Genomic DNA, 22088 nt, shown 5'->3' with positions numbered 1-22088 from the left:
ATATTTTTGGAGGAAAATTAATGGACGGACAAAAAATTCTATTGGTTGAGGACGAGGTAAAAATAGCAAGGTTTTTAGAGTTAGAGTTAACCCATGAAGGCTATGAGGTAGTAAAGGCCTATGATGGCAGAACCGGCTTAGAAAAGGCATTAGAAGAGGATTTTGATTTAATCATTTTAGATATTATGCTTCCTTCCGTAAATGGTCTGGAGGTATTAAGGAGAATTAGAAAAAACTCGGACATTCCTGTGATCATGCTGACAGCCAAAGATGAAACCATGGATAAGGTCATGGGGTTGGACATGGGTGCAGATGATTATGTAACGAAGCCCTTTGCCATTGAGGAGCTTTTAGCCAGAATCCGGGTAGCCTTAAAAAGAAAGGCTCATGCTGAACCGGATAAAGTTTTACAGGTTCACGACCTAAAGTTAGACGTAGCAAAATATTTGCTAACGTTTAAAAACGAACCCATTGACCTAACGAAGAGGGAGTTTGAATTGCTCAAATACCTTTTGAAAAATAAAAACATTGTGCTTACCAGGGATAAAATTCTGGAAGCGGTATGGGGCTATGATTATGTAGGAGATACAAACGTTGTGGATGTCTATATCCGATACCTGAGAAGCAAAATTGACGACCGATTGAATATCAAGTTTATTCATACGGTTCGAGGGGTGGGGTATCTCTTAAAAGATGAAGCATGAACGACCGTTTTTAAAAATAATGATTCAAATCGTAACGTTTATGTTGCGATTAGGCTTAGAAATTTTAAAAATCCTCCCGATGGTACTTGGTAAACTTTATAAATGGTTGGTTAAGAGGCTAAGATTCTCCATTACTTTCAAAATCACCACGGTATATGCGGTGATATTTTCTTTGCTGCTGCTGGTAATGAATACAGCTATTTGTATCACAGCCATTGCTTATCTAGGGGTCAATGTTGCCGAAAATATAAGGAAGGATCAGCAAATTGTTGCCGCTTACCTAAGAGAAAGCGATGAAATTCCCGCTGGAAACATTGAGAATTTGGCTAAACTTAGTCGGGCGGAAATAACCCTGTTTGACGAGGGCCAGAAAGTTCTATATAGCACGGCAGTAAATAAAGAACCAGTTTTCTTGGATAAAGAAAAAAACAAGATGCATTGGGGGAATTATTTCCTGACTAGTATTCAGACCAATTTCAGTGGTTCTTACAACGATACACTCAGTACTTCGGGCTTAGCTCTGGTTTCCAGCTATGCGATGTCCTGGGGTTCACAGCAGGGGTATATTCAAATTACTAATTATTTAGCTAAGGAGATTTCGAGTGTAATTTTATTGGCCGTTATCCTTTTTGGTCTAACCCTTATAGCGGTCAGCTTCGTGATGATCATTGGCTGGCACAAAAGCAAAAAAATGCTTAAGCCAGTGGCAACGATGACACGAACCGTAAAAAACATTACCATTAATGAGTTAGATACCAGGCTGGACGTTTCCGGTTCCCATGATGAATTAAAGGAACTGGCAGCAACCTTCAATGGTATGCTGGATCGCATACAGTCCTCCTACGAACAGCAAAATCAGTTTGTTTCGGATGCTTCCCATGAGCTGAGAACTCCCATTGCTGTCATTCAAGGTTATGCGAATTTGTTAGATCGGTGGGGTAAAAATGACCCATCCATCCTGGATGAATCCATTGCAGCAATGAAAACCGAGGCAGAGGATATGAAGGAGCTGGTGGAAAAGCTCTTGTTTTTAGCCAGGGGTGATAAGAATTATCAGAAGATCGATAAAAAACAATTCCCGCTCAATGATCTTATTGATGAAGTTATCAAAGAAACAAAGCTAATGGATCATTGCCATGAAATTATCAACTTGAGCAACTGCCAGGATACTCTATTTTATGCCGACCGCAAATTGATCAAGGAAGCACTCCGTATTTTTGTTGATAATAGTATCAAGTACACACCCGAGACCGGAAAAATCATGATAAATTGCCTTTCCCAAAAATCCAAGGTGGTGATTTCAATTGAAGATACCGGCTTAGGTATCCCCGAAAATGACTTGCCACATATATTTAATCGATTTTATCGCTCTGATAAATCCAGGACCAAACAAACCGGTGGCAGTGGCTTAGGCTTGGCCATAGCCAAGTGGATCATTGATAAGCACGGTGGTACCATTCGGGTAGAAAGTAAAATAAACGAAGGCACGCTCGTTCAGGTTTTTCTACCGATAGACAAGGAGAAAAGGGAGTGTTGCTAACCCTATTTTTTTAACCTGTGAGTCATATCACAGGGAGTTGGTTATATTTCTCACGGAGTGTTAAGAATAAAAGGAGTATCATGATCACAAGATCAAAGGCAACGCAGAAGCTTCTGGCCGGGAGACTTGCATAATTGGATAATCAGCCATAAATTGAGCAAACTATACGTATTTAGGAGGAATGATGAATGTCTAAGATTACCAGCGACATGACCATGGGATACATCGTAAAGGAATTTCCTCAAACGGTAGAAGTATTTCAGCGGTATGGCATGGGCTGCCTGAGCTGTCCCACTGCCCAACTGGAGTCTCTGGAAAAGGGGGCGATGCTGCATGGTTTGGATGTGCAGGCACTGCTGCAAGAACTTAACAAAGCCGTAAAGTAAGGGGCCTAAAATAATGCTTACCTTAACACAAATAGCCAGATTCTTTCATGATCTGGCCTTTACCACATGGATTGGCAGTATGATTTTCATGATGATAGTCCTGACACCGGCGGTGGGAGCGAAAGGGATACCACCGCAATTTTTGCGTCTAATGGGCATTGAGCGTTTTAAAAATTGGGCCTGGGCCAGTATTGCGGTGTTAGCTGTAACGGGTACTTATCGCATCTATGGACGTTTCTATATGTTTGACCTGTTTGTTATGACCAGCTATGGTAAACTAATGCTTCTAAAGATCAGCCTGTTCCTAATCATGGTCTTTCTTACGGCCATTGTTAGTTTAAACTATGCCAAGCGCATTCCAGCCGAGGCACCCCAAAGGCCCGGCGAGCAGCCGACGCCTGGTTTTACTGGGATGCAGAATCGATTTATTTGGTTTTCTGCAATCAACTTATTTCTAGGCATTTCGATCTTGTTTATTATGGCCATTATTCGCTAGCTGAAGGAAAAGAGGTTAAACATGCAACATAAAGAAAATAACCGTGGTCAGGTCGATACGAATATGTACCAAATCACGAGATGCCGTAACTGTCACCGTGCAATTATCGATTTGGATCGTATGGAGTCTGTTTTTAAAGAATTTTTTGAGCAAACAGACTTTACCAATAAACAGTTGGCTCGTCTTGGCAGTACCAGAGCCATGCCGCACCATATTTTTCGTGTGGCCATCGCGGGCTGTCCAAACTCCTGCAGTCAACCACAGATTAAAGATTTTGCCCTGCAGGGGCAGGCAGTACCAGTGGTAGGCGAGGGCTGCACAGACTGTGGCCGATGTGTTGCTGCTTGCCCGGATCAAGCCATTAGCTTGGCTGAACAAGGTCCTCACATTGATCGTTCATTGTGTTTAAATTGTGGTAAATGTGCTCAAAGTTGTCCCACGGGTGCCATTGCCACAGGCAACATTGGCTACAGGGTCCTACGGGGTGGCAAATTGGGACGCAGGCCGCAATTGGCCCAGGAAGTTTGCTCCCTAACTGATGAACAGGGCGTGTTACAGTGGCTGCAGCAAACCATTGATTTACTGCATAGGGAGGGTCAACCCAGGGAAAGGCTGGGTACTTTATTGGCTAGAATAGAAAAAAATGACGAAAAACACTCGACATAAGTCGAGTAGTGTCGTATAATCATTTTTGTGTAAAAGCATACCCCGCTTTTTTTATTACTCGGCTCAGCCGAGTTTTTTTTATACTATCAGGGCAGAAAGTATAAGAAAAGCTAAGGTTCACGCTATAGGCTGGCGTGAGCCTTAGCTTTTCTTATTGCTGGGAAGAGCATATAAATAGGCAACCCACGGCGGGGCCGCAGATTGCCTATACCTAAAGTTATTTAATTATTAAAAACAATAATCTTTTCTTCTGTCATTTCTTCAATGACATAACGGGGGCCTTCTTTACCAATACCACTTTGTTTCCAACCTCCATAGGGCATCATATCTGCCCGGAAGGTGGAGACATCATTGATAATTACGCCACCTGCTTCCAGTTCTGCGGCAGCACGCATGGCCAAATCAAGGGAGTTGGTAAAAATACCAGCCTGCAGTCCATAATCGGAATCATTGGCCAATCGAAAGGCTTCATCGATGTTTTCGTAGGATACGATGCTAAAGACTGGTGCAAAAACCTCATTGCAACTACATTTCATTTGGGGTTGAACCTTGGTTAAAATTGTGGGTGCCAGGAAGGGCCCGTTGCGATGACCACCTACCAGTACTTCAGCCCCTTCTGCCACTGCTTCCTTAATCCACTCTTCTGCCCGAATCGCTTCCTTTTCGCTGATCATGGGACCAACATCCGTGGTGGGGAGCAGGGGGTTATCCAGCTTTAAGGTTTTTGTTAGTGAAATGGCCTTTTCACAAAACTCTTCATAAACATCCTTGTGTACATAAACCCTTTGGACTGAAATACAAAGCTGACCAGCATTCGCAAAGGCGGCCCTGGTGCAAGCTTCTGCAGCCTTGGCGACATCGGCATCACGATGGACAATGGTTGGGGAGTTCGAACCTAATTCGAGGGAAACCCTCCTAAAACCTACGGAGTTCTTTAATCTCATACCCACAGCAGCACTTCCGGTAAAGCTGTAGAAGGCAATTCTTTCATCCTTAGCTAAAGCCTCACCCACTACAGAACCCGGTCCCATCACCATGTTTAAATATCCTGCGGGCAAACCTGCGTCAGCAAATATTTCACAGAGTTTTGCTCCAATGAGGGGAGTGGTACTGGCTGGTTTGTAAACAACAGCATTGCCGGCAGCAAGAGCCGGTCCTATTTTGTGGCAAGTTAGGTTTGCCGGTACGTTAAAGGGAGTAATGGCACAAACCACCCCAAGGGGTACTCGCATGGTCCAAGCACTACGGTTTTCATTCCCGGGAGAACCGTTAATAGCGATCACTTCACCCTGGATTCTTTTGCTTTCCTCGGCAGAAATCAAAATAGTTTGTGCTGCCCGGGCAATTTCACCCATCGCTTCCTTCAGGGTTTTTCCAACTTCCAGGGCGATGGTCAGGGCCAGATCCTCTTGGCGTTCCATCATTAATTGGCTGGCACGGTGCAAAATCTCATAACGACGATAAGGGGCAATTTTTTCCCTTTTATATGCTTCGGAAGCGGCGGTAATTGCTTGATCAATTTCAGCGGGACCGGCAACACATATTTCAGCGATCGGTTCGCCGGTTGCTTTGTTCAAAACCATTTCCTTTTGATTGGTTGTAATCCATTCACCATTAATAAATAAGCCTATTTGATTCATTAGTTTTATCCCTCCATAATTGTACTTATGCCTGATCAAAACTAGATTCCCGGATATTTCTTGGCAGTACAACACCTCCTGTAGGGTTACCCGGTTGGAGGAAAACCCAACCCCTAAAAACCCATAATAGTTTTTAGTTGTTAGGCTCTTGCCGTTTTACAGACAAAAAGGATAGTGGCGGCTTTTTGTCCGGAACGGAAAAACTAACTTAAATTATCCGCAAGGCTCTGTTGCCTATTTGGTAATCTTCTTTTTATAATTTTTATATTTATTGTTGGCATCCTTTAAAGCTGCTATCAATGATTTTTTAGGTAATGCCTGATAATATAAATCGATGTCTTGGATAATTTTTTCTATCCCCAGGATAAAGTTGTGACCTAGCAACAGGTTTCGGACAAACTGTCTGCCTAATTCCGTTACCAGGGTACAGGATGCCTCCACAATCTGGTCCGTTTCGATGTTTATTACCACCTCAACGGCAAAAACGTCCGTGACATTTCCTACGGTGGAGCGCTCTGAGGTTCGGGCATTACCCGTTACATAAACGCAATTGTCAAGACAAATTGTTTCCATATGATTTGTAATCCTCGCTCCATTAAGTATCAAAATATTTATGAAAATGCCTGAAACTTATTGATCGGGCATTTTTTTAAAAAAGACCCCAGTTATTATGGGGGAAACAGGCGCGACCCTGAATAAAATAGTAAAAGGGTTGGTTCGTACCCCTTAAAAAAGCAGCACGAACCAACCCTTAATAGAAGGCGGGTAAATGCTCTCCTTTCCAAAGAGGGAGGCTAAGCCGTTTCCAGATTAACCCTATCGTACAAAATACCATAGCTAGCCTTAGGCATGATGTATCGGAGAACGGAAGTAAATTTTAAAAAACCGCACCATGGTGCGGTTTAAGGTATAACAAATACACCTTACCATCCTTTCCGCACGGGAGGCACACCTGTTTCCAGGTGAACCCTATCGGCTAGGAAACCATAATCTTTATCGTAGGTTGCCCAGCTCGGAGGTAATTTATATGACTTAAATATATTTATTCGAGCTAAAGACAAAAATTCCTTTACGAATAAGACGAAAACTAAAATAATTCGTGTTGATTCTGTTTTTGCAGGGATTAAAAAAGAAAGAATTCGCTAGCTATACGATGTCCTTTAAATTCATGCAGTCCATGATTTTCCTGCGGCATTTATAGCAGGCTTAAGCACTTAATGAATCCGGCGCTTGCTTGATAGAAAAAGAGAAGCCGGGAGTCATTAAGGTTTTGTTATTTATTTACAGTGGATTTCTCCAATAGGTAAACCGAGTCAACCTTCTCAGATAACAAACTGACTGTTATTAATGCAACAGCAGAAAGTGGCAGACTGATCATAATGGGGTCTATGTAGACCCAGGGTATGCCAACGAGAGTCGTTTTACCAAAGAGTAGGTTGCTTAGGCCAAGGGCCGTCGATTCTTTAGCATGAACAAAGGCCATGAGCAGAATACTGGATGTCAGGCCTGCAATCATGCTTGCGATCACACCGGACTTTGTGGCCCGGGGCCAGAATAGAGCAGCGGTATAGGCAGGCAAAAAGGTGGCAGCGCATACGCCAAAGAAAATAGCTGTGGCCACTGCGATGATACTGCCAGGAAGTTTCAAGGCAAGATAGATGGAAGCAGCCAGGGCCACTAGGATGGAGAAACGGTTAGAAGAAAGAGTAGCGTTTTTATACAAGTCATTGCAAAGGGAAGTTCCGATTACGTGAAACTGACCGCTTAAGGTAGACATTGCCGCCGATAAAAGAGTCATCATAAATAAGTACCCAAACCAACTGGGCAGGGCAGAACGAACATAAAGTGGGATAATACTGTCGATGTTTGGTTTTCCTGTGGCGACATCCGTAACGGCAGCAATCGAGATTTTTCCTAGGGATTGCTGAAAATAAACATTAGAGAGTGCACCAACCGTAAAGGCTACACCTGTCATGACGAGGATAAATATACCGCCCACCACCACAGCTCGGTTTATTTCACGGGGACCCTTAAGCGTCATAAAACGAACAACTAACTGTGGTTGGGCTAACACTCCGATGCCAACGCCCATTACTAGGCTGGAAACGACGACCCACCAGTATTCTGAACCAAGTTTAGGCATGGAGGTCCAACCCAGGTGACCTTTGGCGGCCATGCTTTCTGGCACCAGGGAGGTCATATTCGTAAGTGCCTGGTGAGCAGAGGTAATGCCGCCCAGTTTGCTATAGGTCACAAAAAAAAGCAGGATCATGCCTAAAAACATGATGGAAGCTTGGAAGGCATCGTTATATAAGACACCCTTTATACCGCCGGTAATCACGTAGGCAGCCGTAATGATACCAAAAATAATAATTGCCAGATTGTAGTCTATATTCAGTAACTGTTCCAGAAAACGTCCCGAACCGATCATAACTGCAGCCGCATAGACGGGCATGCCGGCTATAATGACCAAGGCGGAAAACTTTTTTATGAATTCAGATTGGTATCTTAGTGCAATAAATTCCGGAAATGTACTAGCTCCTAATTTCTTTCCTATCAGGAGGGTTCTTTTGCCATAGACGACAAAGGCGATGAAGACACCAACAAATATCGTGCAAAAAGTTAGCCAGAGGAGACTCATGCCAAACATTGCCGCTGAGCCACCGAAACCTACAATGGCAGATGTGCTGACAAAAGTAGAACCGTAGGAAAGTGCCATTAATGAGGGATGTGTTTCACCACCCGCAAGCAGATAATCCTTTTTTGTTTTGGTATGTCGAAAAGCTAGCACAGATAGCAGAATCGTTATCCCTAGGTAAAGCAATATGCAGAGGATTAACACGTTATAATCCATATTTTACAGACCTCCTCCGGGGTCAGACCCCTTTTTCAATCGTTAACAATCTTTATTCCAGTTTTTTATTCCGTAGGCCACACATAAACCAGCGGAAAGAATGCAAAGTATATAAGCGAGAATGATTTGGGGGTCAGCAAACCCTAACATAGATAACCCTCCTTTCACAAAAAAATAAAAAACTCCCCATCCACAAAGGGACGGAGAGTTAATCCGCGGTACCACCCAAATTGGCCATACAGGCCCACCTCTACAAGGTACGGGACTTCACCCCACGGTAAATAAAAAAGCACTTCATCCACAAAGGGACGAAATGCTAGATTTCGCGGTACCACCCAAATTGCCAAAAGGCCGCTATTACCGGTACGGGATATAAGTCCGATACCTGTTCCCTTTTAACGGCGGGAAATCCCGGCTGTACCTACTACTCTTCAGTATAGCAACTCCGGAGAGAACTTCACTCAACCATGCCTTAAAGAAGCTTCCAGTCTCGACTTCTTCTCCCTGGAAGGCTGGGTTCGACCTACTTTTCTCCATCATTGTCGATGAATATGTAATTGTTAACAAATTTAACATAACCTACTGGTCCTAGTCAATAGCAATTTTTTCTTTATTTGACTAAAGTGCCAGGAACTTTAGTCAAATAAAGAAAAAACCTGCGGTGCTGCCGCAGGTCGCCTATGCTTAGGCTTAATACATGGAGTTGTTCAATTATGGAAGTTTTAGGGGTTGGAGATCCCTAAAGTTAATTTTAAATTTTACTAAAAACTGCTGGAAACTGGCCTTAACGGGCGGTCCTTCTAAAAGGGGGCCCCAATTTATGGGGGACAGATGCGACCCGGAATAAAATAGTAAAAGGGTTGGTTTGTACCCCTAAAAAGCAGCACAAACCAACCCTTAATAGAAGGCGGGTAAATGCTCTCCTTTCCAAAGGGGGAGGCTAAGCCGTTTCCAGATTAACCCTGTCGTACAAAACACCCTAGCCATAGCCTTAGGCATAATGTCTCGGAGAACGGAAATAAATTAAAAAAACCGCAACATAGTGCGGTTTAAGGTATAACAAACACACCTTACCATCCTTTCCGCACGGGAGGTGCACCTGTTTCCGGGTGAACCCTATCGGCTGGAACACCATAACCCTTGTCGTAGGTCACCCAGCTCGGAGGTAATTTAAAAGACGAATATAAATACTATTCTAGCTGAAGGAGAAAATTCCTGCACTAACTATCACAAAACTATCATAATTTGTAGCCATCATTTAAAGGGATTCTTATGTTGATTTGCGAACTTTCTTCAGTTAAAGAACCTTAGAGGTGGTGCATGATGACGAAGGACAAAGAGCTGTTGGAAAGAATAGAGGCATTAACTTCCGAAGTAGATAGATTAAAGGAACGGGTGGCTGTGCTGGAAGCCGGGGCCGGTGACCCAAAACAAGTGATGGGACAAAGCCCTGGGAACATTGCGCCGGATAACCAACTAAAAAACAGAATCAATGCAACCTCCCAGAGGATGAAAGGCACCTTGGTAAAGGAAGGCTTAGAAAGTCTCATCGGCGGCAAGCTTTTGAACCGACTGGGGATCCTAATATTGCTCTTTGGCTTGGCTTATTTTCTTAAATATTCCTTTGATAATCAGTGGATTGGTGAACTGGGTAGAATGGTTATTGGCTATCTGGCCGGTGTAGTTTTCTTGGTTAGTGGGGATATCTTGATGCGGCGAAATTACCGCTATTTTTCCCAGGGCTTTACCGGGGGCGGCATTGGCATTATCTATTTAACCACCTTTGCAGCAGCTAATTTTTATCACCTAATAGGTTCTGGAACGGCCTTTGCACTATTGATTTTAACAACCGTGGCTGGTGGTAGCCTGGCCGTCAGGCAGCAGGCCTTTGGTGTTGCGGTGTTGTCGACCATTGCCGGGTTTTTGGCACCTTTCTTAATTGGCAGCGAGGAAGCCAATCCGGCGGCACTATTGGGTTATGTGGCGGTGCTGGATTTAGCGATTCTCTATCTGGCCTTTTATAAACAGTGGCGCAGTCTAAATCAACTAGCTTTTGTGGGTACTGCTCTTGTTTATGCCATTAGCCAGGGAATGAGCAATCAAGATACCAATATCTGGTTAAATCAAAGTTATTTAACACTCTATTTCGTTGTATTTGGCATCCTTGTTTTTTTATACAACATTCGCCACCAGAAGCCAACCGAAGTTAGGGATGTTTTATTGTTGGTTATCAATGCTGCTTTCTTTTTTATGGCCAGTGCAAATAATTTAGATAGTCGGTATGAAGCTTGGCTTGGTTTATTTGCGATCATTTTGGCGTTGCTTTATCTAATGGTAGCTTTGGGCCTAAAAAGGAGGCTGCAGGGTGATGATTTACTCTTCCTTTCATTACTGGGTACAGGATTAGCCTTTGTCACCATTGCAATACCTTTGCAACTGGAGGAACAGTGGGTCACGGAGCTGGCCTGGACAGTAGAAGCTTTGGCTTTATTCTATGGCGGTCTAAAGGGGAAAAACATTTGGGTCCGTCGGGCTGCTATCGCCCTGTTGGTCTACGTAATACTGGTACTTCACTTGGATGGTTATCCCTATCTGGAGACCGATCCGTTACCCTTGGTCAATGCCTATTCTTTGGCGGCTAACCTATCTGTGCTTGGCTGTTTCTTGATCGCCCATTTTCTTTATAATGTGAAAGAACTTTCAGAGCAAGAACGCAAAGGAGTGTGGCCAGCGGCAGTGCTGGGAAGCATTTTGGCAGTGAAACAAATAACCTGGGAAGTTGAGCAGGCCCTTTCCTACTTTAAGCTAAGTTACTCTTTGGATTTTTCTGTTTCCTTGGCCTGGGTTGCCTTTGCACTATTTCTTATGATAGTGGGTTTAAGCCGTGATCTTAAAGGCTTTCGGTATATCTCCCTGGTTCTTTTTGGTCTTACCACCTTTAAAATAGTATTTTTTGATTTGAGCGGTTTAGACATGATTTTCCGCATTCTTATTCTTATCATTGTGGGAAGCATCCTGGTGGGGGTTTCTTTCGTTTACCAACGGCGGGAAAAGGGGGGGCAGGTATGAAGAAAGGTTTATTACTAATCGTAGCCCTGTTGTTGTTAGCTGTACCTGCCTATGCCGATTTTCAAGAAAAAAACTGGCAGTATAAAAAGAACTTGAGGGCAGAAAAGGAAGGAATGCATGTAATACAGTTGGATACCGACATATTGGCCCATACCAAATCTGGGTTTGAGGATCTAAGGGTCATCGATGCCCAGGGGAAGGAGCTGTCTTACCAGCTGTTGCTGCCCACCTCTGAAACCTACTATAGCCAGGAAAGTATCGATGGGGTTAACTCCGGGGCGGGGACCTTAAATAACGTGATCCAGGAAAACCAATATTCCAGCATTACCTTTGACCTGCATCAACCTACCCCCAATAATATGATCTGGTTATCCCTGGATACAGACCAGGACTACCTGCGCCAAATCAAGGTGGAAGGCAGCAGTGACAATAGGAACTGGAACTTGATCCACAAAGATAAGATCTATTCGGTGGGGAAAGAACTAGAAAATAATAAAATCATCTATCCAACGGCAGATTATCGCTTGATTCGGGTTACCGTTGATGCGGCAGAACAGAAGGCGCTAAGGATAACAGAAGCAAAAATCGGCTATACACCTGTAGAAGAGAAAGATTTCTTCGTCCTGCCAGGAAAAATCAGTAAAATTGAACAGATTGAAAAGGATACGGTATTGATAATTGATTTGGGAGTAAAGGGGTATTTTGTTGATCATCTAACCCTAGAAGTTTCGGGGAGGAACTATAACCGAGTGCTGGAAACCTTGCACAGCAATGATGGGGACACCTGGAGCAGTCTGTCCAATGGGCGGATCTATCATTATCAATGGTTGGATTATGCTGCCTTAGAGAATAACCTGCCCCTTAGACAAGCCTGTGCTAGATATATCAAGCTAATCATTCACAATCAAGATAGCCCACCGTTAGATATTAAAGGGGTTACCCTCTGGGGAGAGGTGCCTAAGATTTTAGTAGACCTTCCCATCGGTATCAACAAGCTTTGGTACGGTAACCCAGAGAGTGAAGCACCAAAATATGATGTGGCCCAATTTTCACATCTGGTGCAGCAAAAGGATTTGCCTCTATTACAACCAAGTTCCGAAGAGGTTAATCCAGATTTTGTACCCATTGAACAACCCTGGACAGAGAGAAACCGCTGGCTGCTTAATGGAGTCATTGCCGGGGCGGCGGTTGTTTTGGGGTTTATCCTCATTCGCAATATGAAAACCTAAGTTAAAACACCGTGCGCCGGGCACGGTGTTTTTTAACGCAATAAATCCTCTAACTTTAACCTATTTAATACCACAATTTGCTGCCGCTCCACATCGATGGCACCGGCCCGCTTAAAGCTGTTTAACATGCGGTTGATGGTTTCCCGGGAACTGCCGGTTAGGTTGGCCAGTTCCTGGTTTGTTAGGTTCATGTTAATTTTGGTACCCTGATCCTTTTTTATGCCATGTTCTTCGGACATTTTCAGCAAAGTAAAGGCTAGGCGGCGGGCGGTATCATGCAGGGCCAAATTCATTACCTTTTCCTGGGCAGTACGTAGTCGTCGGGACATAATACGCAGCATACTTACGGCCATGTTGGGGTTTTGACTGATAAGTCTTTCGATATCGGTGTTGCGCAGTACGCCCACTACACAATCCTCCTGGCATTCTGAGGTGGCTGGATAATTGCCCCCTTCAAATAGCACGACCTCTGCAAAAACTTCACCGGGGTTCACGAAGTGCAGGATATGCTCACGGCCATCTTCCAGCCTTTTGGTTAACTTAATGAGTCCAGATTTTAAAAGATAAAGTGCTTCTCCTGGCTCATCCTCCATAAAAATAATTCGCCCCTTTTGATAACTGCGTTCCAATAGAAGGCTGGACAATTCATGTAATTGTTCTTCGGATAAATCGAAAAAGAGGGGCACCTTCTGTAAATATTTTATAGTAGCTTCCATGATCCATCTCCTATTTGTGCTAACTTAATTTGCAGGACCTTCTGCGGAAGGTTTGTATCACCGTTGCCTGGCTATCCCAACCGTGGGATTTACGGCTAAAGCTGCCAAAAACTTGGGTATCCTCAAAACCTACGGCTTGCATCAGTTTTTCCAGCTCTAAGCGGGTTAAAGGACGCAAAGGAACCTGAGCGGAACCTAAACAATGTTGGCTGCCGTTCGGTTCGTTTTTAATCAGGGTTGTTTTAAAGTCAATCAGTCCATTGGCACGAAAATCGTAGTGACGGGTAAAAATGATGCCAGCTTGCTTGTTAACAATATCCGGCAACTCAGTAATATTGCCCTTCAGGATTCGATCGTAGTTTACAGTTTGGATAATGAGGGTTCCCCCGCGATAGAGCTTTTCTTTCATTTGTGTGAGTGAGGTGGTTAGGTCTTTGTCAGTCAAGAGATGGGGCAAAGAATTGCCGATACAAATCACGGCATCAAACTTACCTTCAATATCTTCAAGCTTTCTCATATCACCGGTTATAAAGTCCACACGTAGGCCAAGTTTTCTGGCCTTTTCCCGAGCCAAGCGAATCATTTCCCGTTCGTAGTCCAAACCAACCACGGCAAGGCCCCACTTAGCAAATTCCAAAGAATAATTTCCCGAGCCACAGCCCAAATCCAATACCCTGCTAACCCCTAAATCTCCAAACACCTGCTTAAAAAACGTTAACTGCTCTTGGCCTGCCGGGAAAATGTAGTCGTAATAGGGACTTAATTCTTTATACATACCACACCTCAATAAATTATTTTTCAATATAGTTTGTCCTGCATGATTTTATATCATTGTAATGGAGCAAGAAAAATATAGCAATAATCTTGGGGAAACAGTATAAATAAGTAAAATCATGGAAAATCTAATGTCAGTTTTGAATAACGGAATATTCTACAAGGAAATTGTGGAGGTCGTATGAAAAGGGTCTGGCAGATATTGCTGGTGCTGGCTGTAGTAGGGTTGGGTAGTATCCTGGCAATTAAAATTCCGTTTATATCAAAACAGCTGGACGGACCAAAATTCTGTGGCAGCTGTCATATAATGAATCCCTGGGTTGATACCTATCAGGCATCGGCGCATCGGGAACATGCTACCTGTGGGGATTGTCATATTCCCCATCGTTTTATTCCCGGAGCCTTTTATAAAGCCTTTACAGGGACAAGGGATGGCTTGGAAATGGTCCTGGGACTCATACCAAACAGGATTGAAATAAGTGGTCACGGTTCCCAGGTGGTAAATGATAACTGCCTCCGCTGTCACACGAAATTGATGGAAGTCGTTGGGTATCCCAAGAATGATCGTGGCAAGAACTGTTACGATTGCCATCAAAACGAACCACACAGCCGATACTGGTATATACAAAGGGAGAGTGAATAATTAGTCATGAGAAACAGAGGACTGATCATAGCACTGTCTGTGGTAGTGGCCGCAATGATTCTTGGGGCAGTATATACCGCATTTTCCATTAATAACAGAACCTTAAGCGAAGCGGCCAGAAAGATTAACCCCCAGGAAATACAAGATCATTACGAAGCCAGTGAAGTGTGGGGTGAATACTACCCCAAGCACTGGGAGAGTTTTAATGAAGGCAGTAAATATGAAACGAAGACAAAGTATGGCGGTAACAACCGAACCAGTAAATTGGAGATACAGCCCTATTTGAAAGTGCTTTATGCAGGTACCGGCTATGGCGAGGAGTTTTATGAGCCCAGGAGTCATTTCTACGCTGTGCAGGATGTTGGTGCCATTAACCCAAAGAGAACCAAGACCGGCGGTGCCTGTATGACCTGTAAAGGAACTGAGGTTCCCAGATTGATTGAAACCTATGGGGATGCTTTTTATAGTAAACCCTTCAGCGAGATATATAAGGAGGTAAAACACCCCATCGGTTGTTCTGATTGCCATGATCCGAAGACCAATGATTTGAGAATCAGCCGTCCGGCTTTGATTGAAGCCTTTGAGCGTCAGGGTAAAGATATTACCAAAGCCACCAAGCAGGAAATGCGGTCTCTCGTGTGTGCTCAATGTCACGTAACCTACTATTTCCAAAATGATACCAAGAAGACCACCTTCCCCTGGGATAATGGCTTAAAGGCCAATGAGGTTTTGGCTTACTTTGAAAAATTGAATTTTACCGAATGGGTGCATCCAGAGTCACAGACACCCATGCTGAAGGCAAGGCACCCAGATTACGAATTATTTCAGGGTAGTGTACATCAGTCGGCGGGTGTAGCCTGTGCCGATTGCCATATGCCTTATGTTAAACAGGGTGATACCAAAATTTCTTCTCATTGGTTTACCAGTCCGGTGCATACCATGGATAAAAGCTGTACCCAATGTCACAGGGAGGGTACGGAACAACTGAAGAACATGGTTTATAAGATTCAGGACCAGCATCACGAGATTTTGGATCTTGCCGGCAATACCAATGTGAAAGCCATCCATGCCATCAAAGAAGCAGCGGCTGCACCGGGTGCTGATCAGAAGTTAATCGAAGAAGCCAGGAAGTTAAATCGTCAGTCCCAGTGGATGTGGGATTGGGTTGCTACCGCCAACAGCATGGGTTTTCATAATCGTCAGGAAGCAGCAGTATTTCTAGGCAAATCCATTGATTTGGCGCACCAGGCCATTCAAACAGCCGAAAAAGCACGGGGGTCTGCGAGATAATGAATAAAATAGCTTCTGCCATTGCAGGGACATGGAGGTTTCTTACCTCCATGTCCCTGGGGTTGGCTCTTTTGTGTTTGTTAATCATTTTTTCCGTCATGGGAACCTTTCAGATGGGGATTTTTGTCTCCCCCTGGTTCCTGGGTTTAAGTGCCCTATTGACTCTGAATATGCTTGGCTGTACGGTCAGGCGGGTCAAGGGACTGTTAAAACGAGGCCAGGGTGTACCGGTGGCATTAACGCATCGAGGCCACCATAGAACTCTCAGCCTGGAAAATTGCCTACCCGAAAAAGCAATTCAAGAGGCAACCTCTGAACTTCGTCACTTGGGTTTTCGGGTTGCAGAGGAAAAGGTTGAGCAAGGGAAACTTCTCATTGGAAAAAGCAAGAGTTGGGCTAAGCTAGCCTCTCCGTTACTGCATTTGGCCATGGTTTTTGTTATTGCCGGCGGTGTGGTGGGTGCTGTTTGGGGTCAGGAGCTATATGTGAAGGTTCCTGCTCCGGGTCAGTCAGAACTTAGCAAGCAAGGTTTTCCTTTTGATGTTAACGTAAAGAAATTTATCATTGACCAACATGAGGATGGAACACCCAAGCAATATACCTCCTTAATTGAAGTTTCATTAGCCAACGAAAAAAAGCTGGAAAAAGCTGTTTCTGTAAACAATCCCCTTCATTATCAGGGGGTCAAAATTTACCAAACATCCTACGGCTATCAATTGCAGGGTGCCATCAGGGATGAGAAGTATACCTTTAATTTTAATATTGAGGAAGGGGAAAGGATTTTATTAGGAGGGCCTGCCCGGCTAGAGTTGGAAGTTCGCTGGCCTAGATATGTGGTTTACAGCAATGGAATGCCCTTTTCAATGGGGATTGCAGAACTCCAGGAACCGATCAATTTAATGGAAAACCAAGTGGTCTTTACCAATCGCATTGCCTATACCGGACTGCGTGTTAAGAAAGATCCTGGGTTGCCCCTCATCTGGCTTGGCTTTATCCTGTTCCTGCTGGCCTTGCCCGTACGTCTCTATGTAAAACCCAATCAAATTTGGTTGCTGATCTCCCCAAAGACCACAGGCACAGAGATACGGCTGGCTGCCCGGCACCGACTAAGGGGTAGGGAACAGGAAGAAGTACTTATTGAAAAATTAAGCGGAATTATCCGAGAGGAGCGTTCTCTTCATACATGATACCCATAACCGAACAACTTGCCTTTGATCTCACCCTTGGTCTTTATGCCCTGGGGGCACTGATATTTCTGGTCTATGCCGTTACGGAAAAAGCATCGCTGGTCAAATGGGCTACACGAATGGTGGGGACAGGCTTTTTAGCGCATACAGCAGGTCTTGTTATACGAACCATAACCGCTCAGCGTTTACCCTTTGCCAATATGTATGAATTTATCATTTTCTTTGCCTGGGGTGTGATACTGGCCTATTTGCTTACCCAACGTAAGCATCCTGTGCCGCTGCTGGGTACGGTAGTTGTGCCGGTGGCTGTGCTGCTGCTGGCGGCTGCCAGTATGCTAAATGGTACAGTGAGGCCCCTGATGCCTGCGCTGCAAAGTTATTGGCTGCACTCCCACGTGGCCACAGCCGTGCTGGCCTACGGTGCCTTTGGGGTATCCTTTGGGGTAGGTGTGCTCTATTTGATCCGTGATGCTCAACCAGTGGCACTCGGTTCCAGTGGATCTGGCAGCACAGCCCTTGCCCAGGGAGTTTCTTTGTTGCCCAGTACAGCCACCTTAGATAAACTATTGTACCGGGTGGTTGCCGTTGGTTTTGTTTTCTTAACGCTGGTGTTAATCACTGGAGCTGTTTGGGCGGAACAGGCCTGGGGTACCTGGTGGAGTTGGGACCCCAAGGAAACCTGGGCTTTAATCACCTGGCTGATCTATGCCATTTTTTTGCATGGTCGTTTTACCAGGGGCTGGCAGGGGAGACGGACTGCTTGGTTGTCAATCGTGGGCTTTGCAGCGGTGATCTTTACGCTGTTTGGGGTTACCTGGCTGATGCCGGGGATGCATAGCTATAGCTAGTCTTTAGGCTATGAGCCATTAGCTGTGAGCTGTAGGGAATGGTCCTGACCATTCCGTTGTTGTCAGTGTTGCGTTTAACGCAACAGTCAAGAACGTTTCTTACATTATTCGTTTTTTCGGCTTAATGTTTGCGACAGGCTGTAAACCTAGGCCATGGGCCCTTCTGGGAGATAAAGCCCACCGAATTAGCAGGTGCTATCGTTATCCCCCATGAGTGACTTTGGCGGAGCGCCGTTAATAACTCTTGACGAGTGCAGGGCGAAATCGGGGGGGCGCGCTCAGGACGAGCGCGCAGCCTTAGCTGAGACAGGACGTCGAATCTAAGGCGACCCCCGATTTCGCCCGGAACGAGTCTTAGAGTTATCGGCGTGGAGTTCTAGGAGCGAATGGGGGATAACGATAGCACACCCCCTTCGCAGATGCAATATGCCATGCACAAAAACCCCCCATGGCCCATTTAGCTCACAGCTAACGGCTAACAAGCTCACAGCACACTTCCCTTCATTTTTGCATAGGATGTGTTAAAGACTTATGCCGAAAGGAAGGGACAGTTTATGGCAGTATATATTGTGCAACCGGGGGATACTTTCGCAAGGATCGCACAGCAACATGGCATTTCCATCTCAGAACTTGAGCAGCTTAATCCCCAAGTCACGAATATCAACCAGATTGATGTCGGACAGCAATTAACCGTGCCCGATGCAGGGGGAGAAATTTCTAACAATGAGGGTAATCAAATTGAGAACAATCAAATTGAGAACAATCAGAATGAAGTAGCTGAAACAGCACCACTAACTACTGCCCAGTTAGGTAATCAAAATGAGGCCCAAGTGGCAAGTCAGTATAGCTCAACCATTAATACCATCTTACGGGTGCAAGGCATTAGTGGTTCTCAATATACCACCAGGCAGGTAAATGGGTTGTTATATATCCTGGTGATTGGCACTGGCGATTTCCGCCGGGGGGAAAGGGTGCCCATCACTTTATATAAAGTCAATGTCACCAATCGTGCGATCACTTTACGTTATAACACGGGTCAAAGGTTCGAACTGGTTATACGCAGGGCTGCGGACCAGGTTGAGGTGTGGCGTTATTCCAGGGGAAGATTCTTTACCCAACAGTCTGGCACGGTAACCATTCGACCCAATCAATATGCCATTTACCGCTATACCTGGGATCAAAGAAATAATGCAGGAAACCAGGTTGCAGCGGGCAACTTCATTTTAGAGGCCTTTAATGTGGCCCAGGGGTTAAGGAACCAAGGAATAAGGGGTACCTTTAGAATTAGAGCAGGTGTTACTCCAACACCAACACCAACACCCGGGCCTACCAGACCGCCGGGCCCCGGAGCCTGCACGGGTCAAAATCTGCTTACCAATAGCAGTTTTGAAAGCTGGCGCACAGCTACTCAGCCAGCGGGCTGGAATGCTACCAATGTTCGCCGTTCGAATATTGCCTTTAGTGGCCGTTATTCGGTAGAAATGGGTAACATCCCCACTGAGCAATCGACCCTAGCGCAAACCTTCCCCATCACACCGGGTAGTAATAACCGGGTTAGCTTCCGGATTGCCGAGGATGTGGAGGGTTCCCGGATGGGCAATTTCCAATTTGGTATTCAGGTACTTTTCCGTGACCGTTCCGGCAGGGTGGTTGGTGTAGCTCCCCAAGGTCCCTTTTCACCGGCCATTATTGAGGATGAAAGATTCGAGCTATTCACTTTTACCACCGGTAGGGTTCCCGGTACAGCGGTCAACGCGGAACTGGTCTTCACCTTTAATCCCCGTGCCAGCAACAGAAGCCGCATTCGCCTGGATATGGCTGAGGTACGCTGCTTAAATCTATAAGGAAAATAAAAAAAATCCCCGGGGGAATTAATTTTAATTCCCCTGGGGATTAATTTCTACAGCCTTCGCAATTGCTGGAGGTACACCCGCGACAACTGTCACCACGGCTGCCGACCAATGCACCTGGATTATTAAGGGTAAATCCGGACATCACTCTCTTGGGATTAGCCGTTTTGCATGAGGGACAAGTAATATTTTCTCCATTTTCACCCAGAGAACAGAGCTTCTGAAACCGATGCTCACAGTGTTGGCAACGAAACTCATAGATAGGCATAAGAACACCTCCGTGTTAAACATAAAAAATATGACCATACTTAGAGTAAAATTATCTGACGGTTTTGTCAAGTTTGTTACCCTGAAAATGGCATCAAATACCTTTGTCAGCCTGAGCGACAGCAAGGGATTTCTAACATTGAAAGACCAGCCTTAAGACCCTTGTCGCTCGGGGGAAAACGATAGCACACTTCTCCAGCAGATGCAATATACCATGCAGCCAAACCCCATGGCCCGCTTAGTTTGCAGCAATGACAAACACGAAGCATAAAGACTAAAAGAAAATGAAGGTTTTTGTTATATTTTCAAGAAATAATGTAGGAGGAGATTGAACGGGGAGGTTAGAAAATGTACATTCAATTTTTAGGGGCAGCCCAAACCGTTACTGGTTCATGTTTTTTAGTGGATACTGGTTCCACACGTCTATTGGTGGATTGTGGTTTATTTCAAGGCTCTAAGGAAATTAAAGAGCGTAACTATCGAAATTTCCCTTTGTCACCTTCTAGCATAGACTATATTTTATTAACCCATTCCCACATCGACCATAGCGGTCTCATTCCGAAATTTATTAAACACGGTTTTAAAGGAAAAGTCATTGCCACCTCTGCTGCTGTGGATTTATGCGAAATATTACTGCCAGACTGTGGGCATATCCAAGAGATGGAGGTTGAACGTAAAAACCGTAAATACCGTCGGCAAGGGCGCAAATTGATTGAGCCTATTTATACCGCGGAAGACGGTGCCCGGGCTTTAAACTTTTTTGAAAGAGTTCAGTATAATGAAATAATTCCCATTAGCCCAGAAATAAGGGTTTGTTACAGGGATGCCGGGCATATTTTGGGATCTGCCATGATTGAAATGTGGGTCAAGGAAAATGGCAAAGAAACAAAGGTTGTTTTTTCCGGGGACATTGGTAATATAAACCAACCCTTTATTAAGGACCCTTCCTTTATTACGGAGGCAGACTATGTGGTGATGGAGTCTACCTATGGCAATAGGGTGCATGAAGATCTTGATAATAAATTGGAGCTTTTACAAAAGGCCATTATTGATACCTATCAACGGGGCGGTAAATTAATTATTCCTGCCTTCGCCGCTGGCCGAACCCAGGATGTGCTGTATAGCATCAATCAATTGCGTATGAAAAATGCTATCCCAGAGATGCCCATTTATATCGATAGCCCAATGGCCATCCGGGCCACGGAAATTTTCCGTAATAATACGCAATTTTATGACCGGGAAACGAAAGAACTAATTGCCCAGGGGCACAACCCTCTGGAAATGTCTAACATTCGAACGACTTTATCCACGGAAGAATCAATACAACTTAACCTATTCAACGGCCGGGCTATCATTATTTCTGCCAGTGGCATGTGTGATGCTGGTAGAATTAAACACCACCTGCGCCATAACCTATGGCGTTCGGAATGTACAATTTTATTTGTGGGTTATCAGGCAGAGGGAACCCTGGGACGGCGTATTCTATCGGGTGAGAAAACAGTCCGTATTCATGGTGAGGAAATTGCGGTGAAGGCAGATATTCGCCGCATCGATGGTTTTTCAGCCCATGCTGACCAAGCTGCATTATTAAATTGGGTAAAACAGTTTGCCAATCTAAAAAAGGTATATCTGGTGCATGGTGAGGCGAAGGCTTCGGATCAATTGATGGGCTTAATCAATGCTGCGGGCATTCGTGCCCACGTTCCCGGTTTATTAGAGAAGGTTGATCTCACACCGGATGTGTCAAAACAGGCCATGCCCGAAATTTTTGTTGACACCTGGAAGAGTATTAACGAAAAGATGGCAGGAATTATGCAAGGAAATCTGTCACCATCCCAGTATTCTGTGTTGCTCCGCCAATTGGCCCAATTTGAGGCACAGGTAAATGAGGTTGCCCAGGAGAATGTGGGAGAGAATATTAGCTAAGGA

Annotated in this window: 20 protein-coding genes, 4 riboswitches and 1 other annotated feature; of the genes, 13 read left to right on the top strand and 7 right to left on the bottom strand. The window is 44.8% G+C overall.

What is annotated here, in order from left to right; translation table 11 throughout:
- Positions 1 to 20: 20 nt before the first annotated feature.
- The 5 genes from AC1U9Z_RS08525 to AC1U9Z_RS08505 all read left to right on the top strand — a co-directional run bounded on the left by AC1U9Z_RS08525 (position 21) and on the right by AC1U9Z_RS08505 (position 3792).
- Positions 21 to 704, top strand: a complete 684-nt coding sequence (locus tag AC1U9Z_RS08525; RefSeq protein WP_479956990.1) for a response regulator transcription factor — start codon at positions 21 to 23, stop codon at positions 702 to 704.
- Positions 694 to 2244, top strand: coding sequence for a HAMP domain-containing sensor histidine kinase (locus AC1U9Z_RS08520; RefSeq protein ID WP_479956988.1), 1551 nt, complete (start codon positions 694 to 696; stop codon positions 2242 to 2244). The genes AC1U9Z_RS08525 and AC1U9Z_RS08520 overlap by 11 nt, the downstream gene beginning before the upstream one ends.
- 188 nt (positions 2245 to 2432) lie before the next feature.
- Positions 2433 to 2630 carry a DUF1858 domain-containing protein gene (locus AC1U9Z_RS08515; RefSeq protein ID WP_333530955.1) on the top strand — a complete coding sequence of 66 codons (198 nt, stop codon included), beginning with the start codon at positions 2433 to 2435 and terminating at the stop codon, positions 2628 to 2630.
- 13 nt (positions 2631 to 2643) lie between these two features.
- Positions 2644 to 3126 (top strand): CopD family protein, encoded by a 483-nt coding sequence (locus AC1U9Z_RS08510; RefSeq protein ID WP_479956986.1) that lies wholly within the window; start codon positions 2644 to 2646, stop codon positions 3124 to 3126.
- Between the two features lie 21 nt (positions 3127 to 3147).
- Positions 3148 to 3792: a 4Fe-4S binding protein gene (locus AC1U9Z_RS08505; RefSeq protein ID WP_479956983.1), complete on the top strand. Its 645-nt coding sequence runs from the start codon at positions 3148 to 3150 to the stop codon at positions 3790 to 3792.
- Between the two features lie 221 nt (positions 3793 to 4013).
- Here the strand turns inward: AC1U9Z_RS08505 and AC1U9Z_RS08500 are convergent, their stop codons facing one another.
- The 4 genes from AC1U9Z_RS08500 to AC1U9Z_RS08485 form a co-directional block, all read right to left on the bottom strand.
- Positions 4014 to 5432 carry an aldehyde dehydrogenase family protein gene (locus AC1U9Z_RS08500; RefSeq protein ID WP_479956981.1) on the bottom strand — a complete coding sequence of 473 codons (1419 nt, stop codon included), beginning with the start codon at positions 5430 to 5432 and terminating at the stop codon, positions 4014 to 4016.
- 234 nt (positions 5433 to 5666) lie between these two features.
- On the bottom strand, positions 5667 to 6005 hold the full coding sequence (locus AC1U9Z_RS08495) for a DUF3870 domain-containing protein (RefSeq protein ID WP_479956979.1): 339 nt from the start codon (positions 6003 to 6005) through the stop codon (positions 5667 to 5669).
- Between the two features lie 185 nt (positions 6006 to 6190).
- A riboswitch (molybdenum cofactor riboswitch) is annotated at positions 6191 to 6307 on the bottom strand.
- Between the two features lie 36 nt (positions 6308 to 6343).
- A riboswitch (molybdenum cofactor riboswitch) is annotated at positions 6344 to 6462 on the bottom strand.
- 243 nt (positions 6463 to 6705) lie between these two features.
- The gene (locus tag AC1U9Z_RS08490) at positions 6706 to 8286 is read right to left on the bottom strand and encodes a sodium:solute symporter family protein (protein WP_479956977.1); all 1581 of its coding nucleotides are present in this window, start codon (positions 8284 to 8286) and stop codon (positions 6706 to 6708) included.
- A 42-nt stretch (positions 8287 to 8328) separates the two neighbouring features.
- Positions 8329 to 8436, bottom strand: coding sequence for a symporter small accessory protein (locus tag AC1U9Z_RS08485; RefSeq protein WP_333530949.1), 108 nt, complete (start codon positions 8434 to 8436; stop codon positions 8329 to 8331).
- Between the two features lie 151 nt (positions 8437 to 8587).
- Positions 8588 to 8835, bottom strand: a binding site (T-box leader).
- 355 nt (positions 8836 to 9190) lie between these two features.
- Positions 9191 to 9309: riboswitch (molybdenum cofactor riboswitch) on the bottom strand.
- A gap of 35 nt (positions 9310 to 9344) precedes the next feature.
- Positions 9345 to 9463, bottom strand: a riboswitch (molybdenum cofactor riboswitch).
- A gap of 146 nt (positions 9464 to 9609) precedes the next feature.
- Between AC1U9Z_RS08485 and AC1U9Z_RS08480 the strand changes: the two genes are divergently transcribed.
- Together AC1U9Z_RS08480 and AC1U9Z_RS08475 are read left to right on the top strand one after the other, a co-directional pair.
- The gene (locus AC1U9Z_RS08480) at positions 9610 to 11355 is read left to right on the top strand and encodes a DUF2339 domain-containing protein (RefSeq protein ID WP_479956974.1); all 1746 of its coding nucleotides are present in this window, start codon (positions 9610 to 9612) and stop codon (positions 11353 to 11355) included.
- Positions 11352 to 12584 carry a hypothetical protein gene (locus tag AC1U9Z_RS08475; protein WP_479956971.1) on the top strand — a complete coding sequence of 411 codons (1233 nt, stop codon included), beginning with the start codon at positions 11352 to 11354 and terminating at the stop codon, positions 12582 to 12584. Before AC1U9Z_RS08480 ends, AC1U9Z_RS08475 begins: the two co-directional genes overlap by 4 nt.
- Before the next feature lie 32 nt (positions 12585 to 12616).
- On the opposite strand, the gene AC1U9Z_RS08470 is transcribed toward AC1U9Z_RS08475, so the two are convergent.
- Complete coding sequence (locus AC1U9Z_RS08470; protein ID WP_333530946.1) at positions 12617 to 13300, bottom strand: Crp/Fnr family transcriptional regulator; 684 nt, start codon at positions 13298 to 13300, stop codon at positions 12617 to 12619.
- A 19-nt stretch (positions 13301 to 13319) separates the two neighbouring features.
- Entirely contained in the window at positions 13320 to 14075 is a 756-nt protein-coding gene (locus AC1U9Z_RS08465; RefSeq protein WP_479956969.1) for a class I SAM-dependent methyltransferase, read from the bottom strand.
- Positions 14076 to 14255: 180 nt separating this feature from the next.
- On the opposite strand from AC1U9Z_RS08465, the gene AC1U9Z_RS08460 reads away from it, so the two are divergent.
- The 5 genes from AC1U9Z_RS08460 (at position 14256) to AC1U9Z_RS08440 (ending at position 19886) form a co-directional block, all read left to right on the top strand.
- Positions 14256 to 14717 carry a NapC/NirT family cytochrome c gene (locus AC1U9Z_RS08460; RefSeq protein ID WP_333530944.1) on the top strand — a complete coding sequence of 154 codons (462 nt, stop codon included), beginning with the start codon at positions 14256 to 14258 and terminating at the stop codon, positions 14715 to 14717.
- A gap of 6 nt (positions 14718 to 14723) precedes the next feature.
- Positions 14724 to 16007 carry an ammonia-forming cytochrome c nitrite reductase subunit c552 gene (locus AC1U9Z_RS08455; RefSeq protein WP_479956967.1) on the top strand — a complete coding sequence of 428 codons (1284 nt, stop codon included), beginning with the start codon at positions 14724 to 14726 and terminating at the stop codon, positions 16005 to 16007.
- Positions 16007 to 17194 carry a cytochrome c biogenesis ResB family protein gene (locus AC1U9Z_RS08450; protein ID WP_479956965.1) on the top strand — a complete coding sequence of 396 codons (1188 nt, stop codon included), beginning with the start codon at positions 16007 to 16009 and terminating at the stop codon, positions 17192 to 17194. Before AC1U9Z_RS08455 ends, AC1U9Z_RS08450 begins: the two co-directional genes overlap by 1 nt.
- Complete coding sequence (gene ccsB / locus AC1U9Z_RS08445; protein WP_479956963.1) at positions 17191 to 18042, top strand: c-type cytochrome biogenesis protein CcsB; 852 nt, start codon at positions 17191 to 17193, stop codon at positions 18040 to 18042. Before AC1U9Z_RS08450 ends, ccsB begins: the two co-directional genes overlap by 4 nt.
- Before the next feature lie 554 nt (positions 18043 to 18596).
- Positions 18597 to 19886: a BsuPI-related putative proteinase inhibitor gene (locus AC1U9Z_RS08440; RefSeq protein WP_479956961.1), complete on the top strand. Its 1290-nt coding sequence runs from the start codon at positions 18597 to 18599 to the stop codon at positions 19884 to 19886.
- A gap of 49 nt (positions 19887 to 19935) precedes the next feature.
- On the opposite strand, the gene AC1U9Z_RS08435 is transcribed toward AC1U9Z_RS08440, so the two are convergent.
- On the bottom strand, positions 19936 to 20160 hold the full coding sequence (locus tag AC1U9Z_RS08435) for an FmdB family zinc ribbon protein (RefSeq protein ID WP_479956959.1): 225 nt from the start codon (positions 20158 to 20160) through the stop codon (positions 19936 to 19938).
- A 347-nt stretch (positions 20161 to 20507) separates the two neighbouring features.
- On the opposite strand from AC1U9Z_RS08435, the gene AC1U9Z_RS08430 reads away from it, so the two are divergent.
- Positions 20508 to 22085 carry an MBL fold metallo-hydrolase RNA specificity domain-containing protein gene (locus AC1U9Z_RS08430; protein ID WP_479956957.1) on the top strand — a complete coding sequence of 526 codons (1578 nt, stop codon included), beginning with the start codon at positions 20508 to 20510 and terminating at the stop codon, positions 22083 to 22085.
- The last annotated feature ends 3 nt before the right edge of the window (positions 22086 to 22088 follow it).

It is taken from the genome of Desulfotomaculum sp. (assembly GCF_982386235.1).
Note: the sequence above shows the minus strand (reverse complement) of the source record. Positions and strands in the feature narration are given on the sequence as shown.

Bases quoted from the DNA above. Each gene is read 5' to 3' on its own strand.
- AC1U9Z_RS08525 (WP_479956990.1), top strand. From the start codon at position 21: ATGGACGGACAAAAAATTCTATTGGTTGAGGACGAGGTAAAAATAGCA.
- AC1U9Z_RS08520 (WP_479956988.1), top strand. From the start codon at position 694: ATGAAGCATGAACGACCGTTTTTAAAAATAATGATTCAAATCGTAACG.
- AC1U9Z_RS08515 (WP_333530955.1), top strand. From the start codon at position 2,433: ATGTCTAAGATTACCAGCGACATGACCATGGGATACATCGTAAAGGAA.
- AC1U9Z_RS08510 (WP_479956986.1), top strand. From the start codon at position 2,644: ATGCTTACCTTAACACAAATAGCCAGATTCTTTCATGATCTGGCCTTT.
- AC1U9Z_RS08505 (WP_479956983.1), top strand. From the start codon at position 3,148: ATGCAACATAAAGAAAATAACCGTGGTCAGGTCGATACGAATATGTAC.
- AC1U9Z_RS08500 (WP_479956981.1), bottom strand. From the start codon at position 5,432: ATGAATCAAATAGGCTTATTTATTAATGGTGAATGGATTACAACCAAT.
- AC1U9Z_RS08495 (WP_479956979.1), bottom strand. From the start codon at position 6,005: ATGGAAACAATTTGTCTTGACAATTGCGTTTATGTAACGGGTAATGCC.
- AC1U9Z_RS08490 (WP_479956977.1), bottom strand. From the start codon at position 8,286: ATGGATTATAACGTGTTAATCCTCTGCATATTGCTTTACCTAGGGATA.
- AC1U9Z_RS08485 (WP_333530949.1), bottom strand. From the start codon at position 8,436: ATGTTAGGGTTTGCTGACCCCCAAATCATTCTCGCTTATATACTTTGC.
- AC1U9Z_RS08480 (WP_479956974.1), top strand. From the start codon at position 9,610: ATGACGAAGGACAAAGAGCTGTTGGAAAGAATAGAGGCATTAACTTCC.
- AC1U9Z_RS08475 (WP_479956971.1), top strand. From the start codon at position 11,352: ATGAAGAAAGGTTTATTACTAATCGTAGCCCTGTTGTTGTTAGCTGTA.
- AC1U9Z_RS08470 (WP_333530946.1), bottom strand. From the start codon at position 13,300: ATGGAAGCTACTATAAAATATTTACAGAAGGTGCCCCTCTTTTTCGAT.
- AC1U9Z_RS08465 (WP_479956969.1), bottom strand. From the start codon at position 14,075: ATGTATAAAGAATTAAGTCCCTATTACGACTACATTTTCCCGGCAGGC.
- AC1U9Z_RS08460 (WP_333530944.1), top strand. From the start codon at position 14,256: ATGAAAAGGGTCTGGCAGATATTGCTGGTGCTGGCTGTAGTAGGGTTG.
- AC1U9Z_RS08455 (WP_479956967.1), top strand. From the start codon at position 14,724: ATGAGAAACAGAGGACTGATCATAGCACTGTCTGTGGTAGTGGCCGCA.
- AC1U9Z_RS08450 (WP_479956965.1), top strand. From the start codon at position 16,007: ATGAATAAAATAGCTTCTGCCATTGCAGGGACATGGAGGTTTCTTACC.
- ccsB (WP_479956963.1), top strand. From the start codon at position 17,191: ATGATACCCATAACCGAACAACTTGCCTTTGATCTCACCCTTGGTCTT.
- AC1U9Z_RS08440 (WP_479956961.1), top strand. From the start codon at position 18,597: ATGGCAGTATATATTGTGCAACCGGGGGATACTTTCGCAAGGATCGCA.
- AC1U9Z_RS08435 (WP_479956959.1), bottom strand. From the start codon at position 20,160: ATGCCTATCTATGAGTTTCGTTGCCAACACTGTGAGCATCGGTTTCAG.
- AC1U9Z_RS08430 (WP_479956957.1), top strand. From the start codon at position 20,508: ATGTACATTCAATTTTTAGGGGCAGCCCAAACCGTTACTGGTTCATGT.